Annotated in this window: 9 protein-coding genes; 2 read left to right on the top strand and 7 right to left on the bottom strand. The window is 66.8% G+C overall.

All coding sequences use genetic code 11. The features are described from left to right. Positions 1-22: 22 nt before the first annotated feature. Both LU688_RS17035 and LU688_RS17030 read right to left on the bottom strand, forming a co-directional pair. The gene (locus tag LU688_RS17035) at positions 23-3,145 is read right to left on the bottom strand and encodes an efflux RND transporter permease subunit (RefSeq protein WP_038706352.1); all 3,123 of its coding nucleotides are present in this window, start codon (positions 3,143-3,145) and stop codon (positions 23-25) included. 11 nt (positions 3,146-3,156) lie between these two features. Continuing rightward, entirely contained in the window at positions 3,157-4,332 is a 1,176-nt protein-coding gene (locus LU688_RS17030) for an efflux RND transporter periplasmic adaptor subunit (RefSeq protein WP_038706351.1), read from the bottom strand. Between the two features lie 158 nt (positions 4,333-4,490). Between LU688_RS17030 and LU688_RS17025 the strand changes: the two genes are divergently transcribed. Together LU688_RS17025 and LU688_RS17020 are read left to right on the top strand one after the other, a co-directional pair. Continuing rightward, entirely contained in the window at positions 4,491-5,192 is a 702-nt protein-coding gene (locus tag LU688_RS17025) for a response regulator (protein WP_038706350.1), read from the top strand. Positions 5,193-5,198: 6 nt separating this feature from the next. After that, the gene (locus tag LU688_RS17020; protein WP_038706349.1) at positions 5,199-6,497 is read left to right on the top strand and encodes an ATP-binding protein; all 1,299 of its coding nucleotides are present in this window, start codon (positions 5,199-5,201) and stop codon (positions 6,495-6,497) included. Here LU688_RS17020 and LU688_RS17015 read toward each other — a convergent pair. From LU688_RS17015 to wecB, 5 genes are all read right to left on the bottom strand, one after another. Continuing rightward, entirely contained in the window at positions 6,472-7,560 is a 1,089-nt protein-coding gene (locus LU688_RS17015) for a GGDEF domain-containing protein (protein WP_094011426.1), read from the bottom strand. The two genes, LU688_RS17020 and LU688_RS17015, sit on opposite strands and share 26 nt — an antisense overlap. A 70-nt stretch (positions 7,561-7,630) precedes the next feature. Continuing rightward, positions 7,631-8,470: a DUF4434 family protein gene (locus LU688_RS17010; protein WP_094011427.1), complete on the bottom strand. Its 840-nt coding sequence runs from the start codon at positions 8,468-8,470 to the stop codon at positions 7,631-7,633. Beyond that, complete coding sequence (locus LU688_RS17005; RefSeq protein WP_160291345.1) at positions 8,470-11,472, bottom strand: phage receptor; 3,003 nt, start codon at positions 11,470-11,472, stop codon at positions 8,470-8,472. The genes LU688_RS17010 and LU688_RS17005 overlap by 1 nt, the downstream gene beginning before the upstream one ends. After that, a complete protein-coding gene (gene nfrB, locus LU688_RS17000; protein ID WP_038706347.1) occupies positions 11,469-13,643 on the bottom strand; it encodes a cyclic di-3',5'-guanylate-activated glycosyltransferase NfrB in 2,175 nt (724 codons plus the stop codon). Before nfrB ends, LU688_RS17005 begins: the two co-directional genes overlap by 4 nt. Next, positions 13,640-14,794, bottom strand: coding sequence for a non-hydrolyzing UDP-N-acetylglucosamine 2-epimerase (gene wecB, locus LU688_RS16995; RefSeq protein WP_094011429.1), 1,155 nt, complete (start codon positions 14,792-14,794; stop codon positions 13,640-13,642). Before wecB ends, nfrB begins: the two co-directional genes overlap by 4 nt. Positions 14,795-15,039 lie beyond the last annotated feature (245 nt).

Genomic DNA, 15,039 nt, shown 5'->3' with positions numbered 1-15,039 from the left:
ATTTACCGCAGGGCTTGTCCAGTCAGGCCTGGTGGCTGGCCACCTGCGCCGCCTTGGTCTTGCCGCGCCTGGCCAGGCGCATCACCACGACGAAGAACACCGGCACGAACACCACGGCGAAGGTGGCGCTGAGCATGCCGCCGATCACCCCGGTGCCGATGGCTTGCTGGCTGGCCGAGCTGGCGCCGCTGGCGATGGCCAGTGGCACCACGCCAAGGATGAACGCCAGCGACGTCATCACGATCGGGCGCAGGCGCAGGCGCGCGGCCTGGATCGCCGCGTCCGCCGCATCGACGCCCTGGTCCACCAGGTCCTTGGCGAACTCGATGATCAGTATGGCGTTCTTCGCCGACAGGCCGATCAGGGTGATCAGGCCGACCTTGAAGAACACGTCGTTGGGCAGGCCGCGCAGGGTCACCGCGAGCACCGCGCCGAGCACCCCCAGCGGCACCACCAACAGCACCGCGGTGGGAATCGACCAGCTTTCGTACAGCGCGGCCAGGCACAGGAACACCACCAGCAGCGACAGCGCCATCAGCAGTGGCGCCTGACTGCCGGACAGGCGTTCCTGCAGCGACAGGCCGGTCCACTCCAGGCCGGCACCTGCCGGCAGTTGCGCCACCAGGCGCTCGATCTCGGCCATGGCCTCGCCCGAGCTGTAGCCGGCCGCCGGCTCGCCGGAGATCGACACCGCCGGGTAGCCGTTGTAGCGGGTCAGCTGTACCGGGCCGGACTGCCAGCGGGCACTGACGAAGGCGCCCAGGGGCACCATCTTGCCGCTGCTGTTGCGCACGTGGATCTTCAGCAGGTCCTCGACCTGGCTGCGCCGGTCGCCTTCGGCCTGCACCACCACCCGCTGCATGCGGCCCTGGTTGGGGAAGTCGTTGACGTAGTTCGACCCCACCGCGGTGTCGAGCACCGCGCCGATATCGGCAAACGACACGCCCAGGGCGTTGGCCTGGCGGCGGTCCACTTCCAGCTCGACCTGAGGGCTCTCCGCCAGAGATGCTTCGCGCACGTTGACCAGCACCTTGCTCTTGCGCGCCGCGTCCAGCAGTTGGTCGCGAGCTTCCATCAGCCCGGTGTGGCCCATGCCGCCGCGGTCCTGCAGGCGGAACTCGAAACCGGTCGACTCGCCCAGGCCGTCCACCGGCGGCGGCAACACCGCATAGGCGATGGCGTCCTTGAGCTGGGTGAAGGCCATGGTGGCGCGCTCGGCGATCGACTGCGCGCTGTCGTCGCCACCGCGTTCGGACCAGTCCTTGAGCGTGGTGAAGGCCAGCGCCGCGTTCTGCCCGCTGCCGGAGAAGCTGAAACCGAGGATCAGCGTGGTGTTGGCCACGCCGGGCTCTTCGGCGTTGTGCGCCTCGATCTGCTGCCCGACCTCGATGGTCCGTGCCTGGCTGGCGCCCGGCGGCAGCTGGATGTCGGTGATGGTGTAGCCCTGGTCCTCGGTAGGCAGGAAGGCGGTGGGCAGCTGGCTGAAGCCGTACACCAGCACGCCGACCAGCGCGGCATACACCAGCAGATAGCGACCGCTGCGGGCCAGGGCGTGGGTCACCCAGCGCTGGTAGCCATTGCTCATGCCTTCGAAGCGGCGGTTGAACCAGCCGAAGAAACCCTTGCGCTCATGATGCTCGCCTTTCTCCAGCGGCTTGAGCAGGGTGGCGCACAGGGCCGGGGTCAGGCTCAGGGCGAGGAACGCCGAGAACAGGATCGACACCGCCATCGACACCGAGAACTGCTGGTAGATCACCCCCACCGAACCTTGCATGAAGGCCATCGGCAGGAATACCGCTACCAGTACCAGGGTGATGCCGACGATGGCGCCGCTGATCTGGCCCATGGCCTTGCGCGTGGCTTCCTTGGGCGGCAGGCCTTCCTCGGCCATGATCCGCTCGACGTTTTCCACCACGACGATGGCGTCGTCCACCAGGATACCGATGGCCAGCACCATGCCGAACAGGGTCAGTACGTTGACCGAGAAACCCAGCACGTTCATCACCGCGAAGGTGCCCATCAGCGCCACCGGCACCACCAGGGTCGGAATCAGCGTGTAACGGAAGTTCTGCAGGAACAGGAACATCACCGCGAACACCAGCACCATGGCCTCGAGCAGGGTGTTGATCACCTGCTTGATCGAGACCTTGACGAAGGGCGAGGTGTCGTAGGGGATGTCGTACTTCACCCCGGCCGGGAAGTAGCGCGCCAGCTCGTCGAGCTTCTGCTTGACCAGGGTCGCGGTTTCCATGGCGTTGGCGCCGGGCGACAACTTGACGCTGAAGGCGCTGGTGGCCTTGCCGTTGAGGCGGGTGCCGTACTGGTATTCCTGGGCCCCGATCTCGACCCGCGCCACGTCACCGACAGTGACCGTGGAACCGTCGGTGTTGGCGCGCAGGACGATGGCGGCGAACTCCTCTGGGGTGCTCAGCTGGCCCTTGACCACCACGTTGGCGGTAATCTCCTGGGTCGGTCGGCTCGGCAGGTCGCCAATGCTGCCGGGGGCGACCTGGGCGTTCTGCGCGGCGATGGCCTCGGCCACGTCATTGGGCGTGAGGTTGAAGCCAACCAGCTTGGCCGGGTCGATCCAGATGCGCATGGCCCGTTCGGAGCCATACAGCTGCGCCTTGCCGACACCCTTGAGGCGACGGATCTCGTTCATCACGTTGCGCGCGAGGATGTCCGACAGGGCGATCTCGTCGAGGCTGCCGTCCTCGGAGGTGAGGGTGGCCAGCAACAGGAAACCGGTGGACACCTTCTCGACCTGCAGGCCTTGCTGGGTGACCGGGCGCGGCAGGCGCGACTCGATTACCTTGAGGCGGTTCTGCACGTCCACCTGGGCCATGTCCGGGTTGGTGCCAGGCTGGAAGCTGGCGGTGATGGTGGCGCTGCCCAGGCTGCTCTGCGATTCGAAATAGAGCAGGTTGTCGGCACCGTTGAGCTCCTGCTCGATGATGCTGACCACGCTCTCGTCCATGGTCGCCGCCGAGGCGCCGGGGTAGACGGCGTAGATTTCCACCTGCGGCGGGGCCACGTCGGGATACTGGGCCACCGGCAACTGCGGGATGGCCAGGGCGCCGACCAAGAGGATGAACAGGGCGACCACCCAGGCGAACACCGGGCGGTCGATGAAGAACTGCGGCATGGATCAGGCCCTCATTGGCCGTTGTGTTGGGCGACTGCGGTGGCGCCTGGTTGTTCGTCGACTTGCACCTGGTCGCCGGCCTTGACGTGTTGCAGGCCCTCGACCACCACGCGGTCACCTGGGGCCAGCCCCTCGCTGACGATCCAGCGGTCACCCTGGGCGCTGCCCAGGGTCACCTGGCGTTCGCTGATGCGGTCCTGCTGGTCGACCAGCAGCACCTTGGGCACACCGGCGCTGTCGCGCAGGATGGCGCGTTGCGGCACGCTGATGCCTTGAGGCTGCACGGCCTGGTCCAGGCGCACGCGCACATAGCTGCCGGGCAGCAGGTCGAGGTCCGGGTTGGGGAACTCGCTGCGCAGGGTGATCTGGTTGGTGCTCGGGTCGACGCTGATATCGGAGAACAGCAGCTTGCCGGCCAGCGGGTAGGCGCTGCCATCGTCCTGGATCAGCGTGGCCTTGACCTGGTCGCGGCCCACCTGCTGCAGCTCGCCGGCACGCAGCGAGCGGCGCAGGGCGTTGAGTTCGCGGGTCGACTGGGTGACGTCGGCGTGGATCGGGTTCAACTGCTGGATGGTGGCCAGCGGCGTGGTCTCGCTCTGGCCGACCAGCGCGCCCTCGGTCACCAGGGCGCGGCCGATGCGCCCGGAGATCGGTGCGGTGACGGTGGCGTAGCCCAGGTTCAGGCGCGCGCGTTCCAGCGCCGCCTTGGCTTCGCCGACCGCGGCGTCGGCCTGGAGGAAGGCGGCGCGGGCGTTGTCGTACTCCTGGCGGCTGACGGCCTTGTCGTCGACCAGTTCGCGGTAGCGTTGCTCCTGCAGGCGCGCCTGGTACAGCGTCGCCTCGGCCTTGGCCAGGGTGGCGCGGGCGCTGTCGAAGTCGGCCTTGAACGGCGCCGGATCGATCAGGAACAGCACATCGCCCTGTTTGACGTCGCTGCCTTCGCGGTACACCCGCTTGAGCACCACCCCGGCCACCCGGGCGCGCACCTCGGCGGTGCGAGGGGCAAGGATGCGGCCGCTGAGTTCGGTGCTGATGGCCAGCGGCTGCACGGCAAGGGTTTCGACCCGGACCTGGGAGGGCGGGGCCTTTTCTTCCTGCTCGGCGGCGTCGTTGCAAGCGGCCAGGGAAAGGGTCATCAGCGCCAGCAGCGCCAGAGGGCGCAGGCGCAAAGCACGGAGCGTGGACATACGGATCTTCCAGGTTTGATCCAGCGTATGCTAAAGCAGCCGTTCGGGTGGCGGCTGTTAAGCTGTGTTGGGCGTGTGTGAAAAAGTGTGAACAATCGGCGGTGGCCCGCCCGGGATTCTATATCCTGCCTTACTTCAATCTTTCGTCAAATCCCCTTATGCCGAACATTCTCCTGGTCGAAGACGACAGCGCGTTGTCCGAACTGATCGCCAGCTACCTGCAACGCAACGATTTCCATGTCCGGGTGATTGCCCGCGGCGACCATGTTCTGGACGAATTCCGCCGGCAGAAGCCGGACCTGGTGATACTCGACCTGATGCTGCCGGGCCTGGACGGCCTGCAGGTATGCCGCCTGCTGCGCCAGGAGACGCAGAGCCTGCCGATCCTCATGTTGACCGCCCGCGACGACAGCCACGACCAGGTGCTGGGGCTGGAGATGGGCGCCGACGACTACGTCACCAAGCCGTGCGAGCCCCGCGTGTTGCTGGCCAGGGTGCGCACGTTGCTGCGCCGCAGCAGCGTCAACGAGCCGCGCCTGGACTGCGACCTGATCCAGATCGGCGGCCTGTGCATCGACCTGGCCGAGCGCACGGTCAACTGGCGCGGCGAAGAAGTGGAGCTGTCGAGCGGCGAATACAACCTGCTGGTGGTGCTGGCGCGCAACGCCGGCGAGGTGATGAGCCGTGACCGCATCCTCCAGCAATTGCGCGGTATCGAGTTCAACGGCACCGACCGCTCGGTGGACGTGGCCATCTCCAAGCTGCGCCGACGTTTCGACGACAGCGCCGGCGAGGCGCGCAAGATCAAGACCGTATGGGGCAAGGGCTACCTGTTCAGCCGCGTCGAGTGGGAGTACTGATACGCCATGCTGAAGATCCTGGTGCGGTTGTACCTGGTGATCATCGTCGCCTATGCCGGGGCGATCGCGCTGATTCCCGACACCATCGTCGGCTTGTTTCACGATCGCTTCATGGCCTACAACCTCGACCAGGCCAAGGGCGTGCAGACCCTGATCGTGCGTCAGTTCCAGCAGACGCCGCGGGAGCAGTGGCCGACGGTGGAAAAGGAACTGGCCGCGGCGTTCAAGCCGTTGGAGGTGCGCTTGCTGCGCATGGACGACGCCGAGCTGAGCAGCGAGGAAAAGGCCCGGCTCGAGCATGGCCTGTATGTGGTGCGCATGGCCGACTGGGGCTACTACGAAACGGCGCTGGCGCCGCTGGACCAGGACTGGCTGGTGCGCCTGCACTCGCCGGACGACCCGTTGGACATCAACGTGCTGTCCTGGGGCGTGACCGTGCTGATCGGCGCGGCCATGCTCGGCTGCCTGCTGCTGTGGGTATGGCCGCACTGGCGCGACCTCGAGCGCCTGAAGGACACTGCCCGGCGCCTCGGGCGCGGCGAGATGTCCGAGCGTACGCATATCTCGCCGCGCTCGAACATCGGCGAGCTGGCCGGGGTGTTCGACACCATGGCCAGCGACCTGGAGCGCCACGTCAACCAGCAGCGCGAACTGCTCAACGCGGTGTCCCACGAGCTGCGCACACCGCTGACCCGCCTGGACTTCGGGCTGGTACTGCTGTTCGACGAGGTACCGCCTGCCAGCCGCAAACGCCTGCTGGGGCTGGTGGGCCATGTGCGCGAGCTGGACGAGTTGGTGCTTGAGCTACTGTCCTACAGCCGCCTGGAAAGCGCCGACCAGGCCCGCGAGCGGGTCGAGGTGTCGTTGCTCGAGCTGGTGGACAGCGTGCTCGGTGGTTTCGCCGAAGAACTCGACGATCGCGGCATCCAGTGGGAGGTGCAATGCGACGCCGACCTGCCACGCTTCGTCCTCGATCCGCGACTGACTGCCCGCGCGGTACAGAACCTGGTGCGCAACGCCATGCGCTACTGCGACGAAAGCCTGCTGCTGCGCCTGCGCCTGGAAGAGGATGGCGCCTGCCTGGTGACGGTCGAGGACGACGGCATCGGCATTCCGGTCGAGGAGCGTGAGCGGATCTTCCAGCCGTTCTACCGGCTGGATCGCAGCCGTGATCGCAATACGGGTGGTTTCGGCTTGGGCTTGGCGATCAGCCGGCGGGCCATCGAAGGGCAGGGCGGTACGCTCACAGTGGCGCAATCTGCGTTGGGTGGGGCGCAGTTCAGGATTCGCTTGCCAGCCGGTTAGTCCACCGGACGAAGCGGTCCTTGCCCGTGTGCTTGGCTTCGTACAGTGCCTGGTCCGCCCGGATCAGCGCCGTGCTCAGGGTATCGCCGCTATCGATCCGGGCCAGGCCGATGCTGATGGTCACCGGGTGTGCCCCGAGGTCCTCGCGCACCCGCTGGCACAACCTCGCAACTTGCTGCTCGGCGCCTGTTTCATCCAGCCCCTGGAAGAAGATCGCGAATTCCTCACCGCCCAGCCGGGCGATCTCGTAGCCGATCATCGCCGCCTTTATGTGCGCCGCCACGCGCTTGAGCACCTCGTCGCCGATGTCATGGCCGAAGCGGTCGTTGACCTGCTTGAAATTGTCGATGTCGATCATCGCCAGGTACTGTTCGCCGGCCTGTCGCAGCTGCTTTTCGGCCTTGGCCATGAACGAGCGACGGTTGGGGATGTCGGTCAACGCGTCGATATAGGCCTGCTCCAGCAGTACCTTGGTCAGGTAGAAGTTGTGCAGCTTGGCCTGGCGGATACGCAGGTAGCTGTAGATCACCAGCCCGCTGAGGCACACCGCGTAGCTGACCAGCATCGCGCCTTCGAGCTCCAGGGCTTCGATACGGGTGTGGAAGAAGGGGTTGAGCATGACCCAGGTGATGCCCATGGCGCAGAAGAATGACCAGCGTCGCACCGGCAGCACCGACACGGTGTACAGCACGGTGGAGACCCCAAGTACCAGCCATACCGGTCGCAGGGCGATGGGGATGCCCTCGATCACCAGGCGCATGGCCAGGGTGATCACCGTCACGAACAGCAGGTTGAGCACGTCGAAATGCTGGCTCCTGCGGGTGAAAGCCAAGACCACGGTGAGGCTGCACAGCAAGGCGATGAACACCCCGGACAGCCAGGTGAAGCCCTGGCCGCCGAGGTAGCTGACGATCAGGTCGAAGACCAACCAGATGGCAATGCCGATGCAGAAGATCAGCAGGCAGAAACGGCGCATGGCCTCGAATTCGTGCTGGCGGAACTCGGCACGCAGGGCGGCGGGGGCGACCTGTTGGCGGATGTGGGCTTCGAGGGTCTTGTACATGCTGGAGGATGCCCTCGGCTATTGTGCTGTTCTTGCCGGCCTCGCGAAGAGATCCGTTCAGGTTCTGGTTTCAATCTATGGAAAGCGTCCCTCTGGCCCAGGGCCGATAGCGAAGGGCGAACACGGCTTCGGCGTGGCAGTCTCCGCTCAGCGCCGGCTGCGCAGGTTCGGCGCGGAACGCTTGGCCAGGTTTGCTGACCTGGCGAAATGCCTCGCGCACGATGCCCACCCGGCAGGGCAGGGCCTGTTCGTAGCCTTGGCGTACCAGCGGCGCCAGGCGGCCTGTGCCGGCGCCGTCCTGCCACCAGACGTTCAGGCCAAGGCTGGCCAACTGCTCCAGCCACGCGCCATTGACCCGCGGCGACAGCTGGCCGGAGCTGAACGCGCTGATATGCAGGGGCTTTTCCAGTTGCCGGTTAAAAGCCTGCAATTGAGTATGCAGCGCATCGCGCCTGGCCGGGTCGCGAAAGTGCAGGTCGTCCAGTTCCATGGGCAGGTACCAGCCGGCCACCGGCAGCGCCCATTCGGCCTTGAGCTGCTGGTATTGGGTGAGCGAGCGTCCCAGCTGCGCCTTGAAGTAACTGTTCAGGCCTTCGCCGTCGAGCTGTTCGAGGCGCTGGTAGTAGGCCGGATCCATGTACAGGCCGAGCACCAGCTCGAGGCCTTGGGCCCGCGCTTCGCGCAGGCTCCCGGCCAGCCAGCCCTTGGAGCCTCCAAAGTCGCTGTCGCCGTAGGCGCTCCACTGCACGATCAGGGTCTTGCCGCCCTGGGCCACGGTGGCTCGCCACAGGTTTTGCCACTGCGCCGGGGTGACGTTCGCGTCACGGTTGAGCGGTTGGTAGAACAGGCGCTGGTCGGCCTGGGCGGGTAGCCACAGGATCAGCAGGCAGAGAGCCAGGAAGCTACGCATCAGAAGTTCATCTCCACACCCAGCAGCACGCCGTTGCCGCGTTCGTAGAGGTTGCCGCCCAGTGCCTGCTGGTACTCGGCGCGTACTTTCAGCGAGCCGCGATAGGCGTTGTAGCGGTCGTCGTCGAACCACCACTGCCAACGTACGCCGACCCCGGCGCGGGCGTCCTGGCGCCAGTCGTTGCTTGGGTCCTGGCTGGCAAACTCGAGGAAGCCGTAGGGCATGATCGTCTGCGGCGACTGGCTGGGCAGTTTCCACGCATGGCCCTGCTGGAAGCGCGACAGCCAGGCATGGTCGCCGGCGCGGGTCCACCAGGCGGCGTCGAGGTAGAGGAAGCGCTCGTCCCAGTCGTCCTCGTCGATACGCCAGTCGTTGCGGTACTTGCCCTGATCCAGGAACGAAGCCGTGGCGCGCAGCAGCAGGTCGTTGCTCGATTCGGCGTTGTGACGCAGGTCGCCCCAGTTGCCGCCGACCTTGGCCGGGCTGAGCAGTTCGCCCAGGCTCAGGCCGCTGTAGTGCGTGCTGTCGATCTGGCGCTGGTGGTACAGCTCGGCGTACAGGTTGAGGTTGGCCTGGCCGAGCGGCTTGTAGCGCAGGCCAACACCGGTGCCCATGCTCTGCGCGTAGTCGGTGCGGCTCTGGCCACCGAACAGCACGCGGCCATACACCGACAGGGTGCTGCCATTGCGGCTGGGCTCTTCGCCCAGGGCGTGGTCCCACATCGCCAGTTGCACGTTCTGCGAGCGGGCCCGGCGCGAGGTGCCGCTGCGTTCGCCGGTGTCGAGGAACTTGTCGTTGGTCGAGGTGCCGGCGGGCGACCAGGTGCTGGCCAGGGTGATGCTGTCGCGGCGCGACAGGGTTTCATGGGCGCGGCGCTGGCGGTACTTGCGCGCCTCCAGGCTGCCGTACTCATCGTCGCCGTCGACCAGGTTGCGCTCCACGTCCAGTACCCGGCGCAGCTCGCGGCGGGCCGAGGCACTGTCCTCGACCTCGTCGTAGCGCAGAGCCAGGGTCTCGCCCAGGCGGTAGTCCTCGGGGAAGTCGCGGGTGGCGCGCTCCAGGTAGGGTATGGACTGGCGGCGTTGCTGCTTGTCCGCCGAGCCTGCCAGGCGCATGCCGTAGTCGGCGCGGTAACGCGGCTGGTCGGGCGCCAGGCGCACGGCCTCGGCCAGCCAGGCGCTGCTCTGGGCGCTGTCGCCAGCCTGCTGGGCGGTACCGGCGGCGGCGTAGTAGTGATCGGCGCGCGGAGCATGACGCAGCGCTTCGCGCTGGAAGGCCAGGGCCTGCTGCGGGTCGCCCTGGCGCTGGGCAATGGCGGCGCCCAGCGCCCAGTCGTCGGCACTCTGGTGCGCCGCCGCATCCCAGTGGCGGCGGGCGGCGTTGGCGTCACCGGCGTTCAGCGCGCCACGGGCGGCGGTCAGGCGCGCATTGTCGGTCCAGGCGCTGGCCGGCAGGCTATTCCAGATCGGCAGCGCCGCCTGGGAGTCGCCGGAGGCTTCCAGGGCGTAGGCCAGGGGCAGGCGACTGCCGCTATCGCCCAGGCGTTCGGCTGCCTGGTAGTAGACCACCGCTTCGCCTGGCTGATCAGGCATGGCGCAGCGCCCCAGGGCGCGATACTGCCCGGCTTCGACCGGGGTGGCCGGGATGGCCTTGCGCACGGCGTCGCACTGGCCGGCTTCGGCCAGGCGGCCCAGTAGCTGGCCACGGGTGACGGCATCGACTCGTGGCACCAGGGCAAGCATGCGCGGACTGTCCAGCGGGCCGTCGTTGCGTGCGTAGAGGTTGCCCAGGCGTTGCAGCAGCGAGGGCGTCAGCCTGCCCTGATGACGCGCGTAGGCGTTGTCGAGCAGCTGCCGGGCGCGCTCGCTCTGGCCGCTTTCGAGCAGCATGAAGCTGGCTTGTTCCAGGGCGGCGAGATCGCCAGTCTGTCGGTAGCGTTGCTCCCACTGCGCCGCGGTGCGCGGTTGCGCAGGCTGCGCGGGGTCGCCATACAGGCGCTGCCTGAGGATGGCATAGCTGCGCGGATTGTCGCGGGCCTGGCATTGGCCGAGCTGCTCGCGGGCCAGCTTCAGGTCCTTGTGGGACAGCCAGTCGACGGTCTCCAGGCACGGGCGTTGCAGTTCATTGCTCAGCTGGCGCACCAGCGGCGCATCATCACCTTCACGGGCCAGCTCCCACAGCTGCTGGCGCTGCTCGGGGTGCTGCAGTTGCTCGGCGGGCAGGCTCTGCAGCCAGCGCTCGGCCTGCTGGTTGTGGCCCATGGCGATGGCGCGGTTGGCCATGGCCAGGCGGGCGCGGGTCGCCGCGTCCTGGGAAGGTGCGCTGGCCAGGAGTGAGTTCAGGCCCTTTTCATCGAGCTGCTGGATATACGCATTGGCCAGGCGCTGCCAGTCCTGCGGGGGCAGTTGGCCCTGGTCGGCCAGCGGCTGCAACTGGTCGATGGTCTCTCCCCAGTTGTGCAACTGCTCGGCGAAGTTGGCCCGGGTCATGCGCAGCACCATGCCATCGTCGCGTACCGGCAGATGGTTGAGCCACTCCAGGGCCTTGGCCGCGCCGCCGAACTTGGCCAGGCTGACGCTGTAGGCCTGCCACAGGCGCACGCGCTGCTGGCCCTGGCTGTCGGCGAGCCAGGCCTCCACCTGGCTCGCGGCCGGCGGGTCCTGTTCGATCCAGGTCAGGCGCAGCTCCAGCAGGGCATCGGCGTGTTCGGGATTGTCGTCGAGGTCTTCGGCGATGGCCTCTGCTTCCTTGTAGCGACGCTGATGGGCCAGGGCTTCGGCCAGCAAGGCGCGGGCTTCGTTGTTGTTCGGCACGCGCCCCAGCACGTGGCGGGTCAGGCGCTCGACCTCGGCCCAGTTGTCCTTCTGCGCCTCCCGATAGCCACGCTCCATGAACGGGTAGCTGGTGAAGCGCTGGAAGTCGGTCATCGGCTTGGTCGGCGCGGCCAAGGCGGAAGAACACAGCAGCAGGCTGGCGATGGTCAGGGAAAGACGGGGCGTCATGCCACCTCCCGGGTCAGGTCGTAGGCGGCCTGCTGTTCGCTGGCCTGCTCGGCGAGGGCTTGCTGCAGCACCTCCTCGGTGATGATGCCGCGGGCGATCAGGTGTTCGCCCAGGCTCTGCTGCTCAGGGTTGAAGTCGATCAGGGCCTGGTTGAACAGGGTCACCGGCACCATGCCGCGCACCTGCAGCAGCGAACCGAGCATCACCTGGTGGGTGCCGACCCTCTCCAGCAGCGCGGCATCGTCCTGGTGACGTTCGAGAACCTCGAGCATTTCCCGGGTCTCGGGTTTCTGCCAGGGGCTCGGGTAGTGATAGCGCAGGCCCAGGGTCACGCGCCCCTGCGGCGCCAGGCGGGCACGCACCGGGCGCTTGAGCTGGCGGCTGATGACCCCCAGCGAGACCTGGCTGACCGGGCTTTCGCTGGCCAGCACCAGGGTGTCGCCGTCTTCGTCCACCGGCAGCACGCCGTAGTGGGTGGCGAGCTTGCGCGGCAGCTTGGCGATCAGCGCCGGGGCGATCTTGAACGGATTGAGCGGTGCCCAGGGCAGGTCCAGTTGCTCGGCCAGGGTCTCGACCAGCTGCTCGCTGGTGAGCCAGCCGCGCAGCAGCAGCTCGCGGCCGAGGCGTCGGCGTACCGGGCTGGTGATGGCCTGCTCCAGCTGTTCTTCGCTGATCAGGCCTTTCTCCACCAGGCGATGGCCCAGCGGGGTGCGTGCCGGGGCGGCGAGGGCAGGGAACTCGTGGGTGGTCTTGTCCCAGGCCACCCGCCGCGAATCGCCCATCTCCATCACCTGGCGCAGGGCGCGCAGGTTGGCGAAGAAGTTGACGAAGTTGCTCCACATCATCCGTGGTGCCGAGAGCAGGCCTTCGAACACGCCGTAGTAGCGGGTTACGAACCAGAATCGCTGGAACAGGCGGTTGAACAGCAGCAGGCCGTTGAGCCACAGCAAGGTGCTGAGCAGCGTGCTGTCGCTGAGGATCGACATGAACCGCCACGACTCCGGCGCGATCACCGTGACCAGCCACATCGCCAGCAGCACCAGCAGCAACAGGTTGACCAGGAAGCTCAGCAGGTAGGCGAACAGCCCGCGGCGGTCGCGCCAGAGGAAGTAGTTGAGCGCGCCCTTGCGGCTCCAGCCGAGGTTGCTGGTGCCCTGGAACACGATGCCGACGATCCACCGCGATTTCTGGCGGATGGCGTGCTGCCAGTCACGGGGGAAATGCTCGCGTACGCAGATCACCTGGGCGAACTCGCGGCTCATGCCGGGGCGCCACTCCTGTTTGAGGGCCAGCGCCGGGTCGGTAATGGAATAGCGGGCGAAGATGCATTTCATGCCTTTCTGCTTGAGGCGGAAGCCGATGTCGTAGTCTTCTGTGAGGCTCTGCACATCGAAGGCGATGCCGTCGCCGTCCTCCAGCAGCGCGCTGATCGCCCGGCGGCTGAAGCAGGTGCCGACCCCGGCGCTGGGCACCTGGCCGGTGAGCGCCTCGCGCACGATGACGTCCTTGCCGTGGTTCTCGGCGAACTCGTCGACGTAGTGGCCGGCGGTGAAACCCTTCCATTCCGGGGCGTAGGGGTACACCGGGATCTGGATCATGTCCTTGTTCGGCAGCAGGTAGTTGAACAGGCGCAGTTCCATGGGCGAGATGACGTCCTCGGCGTCATGCAGGATGAAACCGGCGAACTCGATGCGCGCGTCCTGCTGGAAACGCAGGATGGCGTCGATGATGTTGTTCAGGCAGTCGGCCTTGCTGGTGGGGCCGGGACGGGCGCAGACCACCTTGTGCACGTTGGGGTAGTGCAGGCACACGGCGTCGACGTCGGCCTGGGTCTGCGGGTCGTTGGGGTAGGTGCCGACGAATATCTGATAGTTCTCGTAGTCGATGGTGGAGGCGGCCAGGCGCGCCATCTCGCCGACCACGCCGACCTCGTTCCAGGCCGGCACCATGATCGCCAGGGGCTTTTCCGGCACCTCGAACAGGCGCTTCTCATCGGCCTTGTCGAACTTGTCGTAGATGCGGAAACGTCGGATCAGCTTGCGGCCCCAGTAGCACAGGTCGATGAACAGGTCGTCCAGGCCCAGCAGGAACATCAGCGTCGCCAGGACGATGGCAAGGATCTTCAGGCCGAACAGGACGTAGGTGAGGAAATCGATGAAGGCCAGGCTCATGCGTTGTCCCGTGCGGCGGATTGCTCGGCGAACCAGCGGCTCAGGCGTTCGGCGATGCGCTCGCTGGCGTGGCCGTCGCCGAAGGGGGTGTAGACCTGGGCCATGCGCTCATAGGCAACCGGGTCGTCGAGCAGTTGGCTGGTCTCCTGGACGATGCGCTCGGTGAGCGTGCCGACCAGCTTGACCGTGCCGCCCTTGAGCACAGCGGGGCGCTCGGTGACCTTGCGCAGCACCAGCACCGGCTTGCCCAGCGCGGGGGCCTCTTCCTGCACGCCGCCGGAGTCGGTGAGGATGATGTGCGCGCGGTTCATCAGCCAGACGAAGTGCGGGTAGTCCTGGGGCGCGACCAGATGGATGTTGTCGCGTCCCGAGAGCACGCTGTACACCGCGTGCTGCACCTGCGGGTTGAGGTGCACCGGGTAGAGGAACTGCACGTCCGGGTAGCGCAGGGCCAGTTCGGCCAGGGCCAGGCAGATGCGTTCGAAGCCGCTGCCGAAGTTCTCCCGGCGGTGGCCGGTGATCAGCACCATGCGCTGGTCGTCGCGCAGCACATTGAGCGGGGAGTCGGCGGCGGGGCGCCAGTTGTCCTTGTTCAGCTTGTCGCGCATCCACAGCAGGGCGTCGATCACCGTGTTGCCGGTGACCTCGATGTGCTCGGGCGGCACCCCTTCGCGGATCAGGTTGGCGTCGGAGTCGCGGGTGGGGGTGAAGTGCAGGTCGGCGAGCACGCCGGTCAAGCGCCGGTTGGCTTCCTCGGGCCAGGGCTGCTGCAGGTTGCCGGTGCGCAGGCCGGCCTCGACATGGCCGATGGGAATGTGACGGTGGAAGGCGGCCAGCGAGGCGATGAAGCTGGTGGTGGTATCGCCGTGGACCAGGACGATATCGGGCCTGACCTGTTCATAGGCCTGGTCGAGCTTGTCCAGCAGGTCGCGGGCCAGGCCGTTGAGGGTCTGGTTCTGGGTCATCACCTGCAGGTCCTGGTCGACCTCGAGGCCAAAGGCGGTGAGGACCTGTTCGAGCATTTCGCGGTGCTGGCCGGTGGAGCAGATCTGCAGGTCGACCTCGGGCCAGTCGCGCAGGACGCGGGCCAGCGGGGCCATCTTGATCGCTTCGGGGCGGGTACCGAATACCATCATCACGGTGTAAGCCATCGTGTAGTTCCTCGTTCGATTCCCTGGACGAAGTTGTACGACGTGTCGCTGCTTGCAGTCATAGATACAAGCAGTGGATCACAGGGTTGTCCAATGCGCGGCATGCCTGCGGCGAGTGCCGGGCAGGCCGTGGCCGAGCGGGCGCGGGGCATGGGTAATGCCGGTGGTGGAAGGCGCCGGACGCCAGGGGTGGGTGTTGCGGAAACGTTTATGCTAATTTTTCTTGATTGAACGGTCAGTCAATA

Origin of the sequence: Pseudomonas soli, assembly GCF_021283165.2 — a bacterium.
Taxonomy (GTDB): domain Bacteria; phylum Pseudomonadota; class Gammaproteobacteria; order Pseudomonadales; family Pseudomonadaceae; genus Aquipseudomonas; species Aquipseudomonas soli.
The sequence above is the reverse complement of the archived record's forward strand: the minus strand, read 5'-3'. Positions and strand labels throughout refer to the sequence as shown.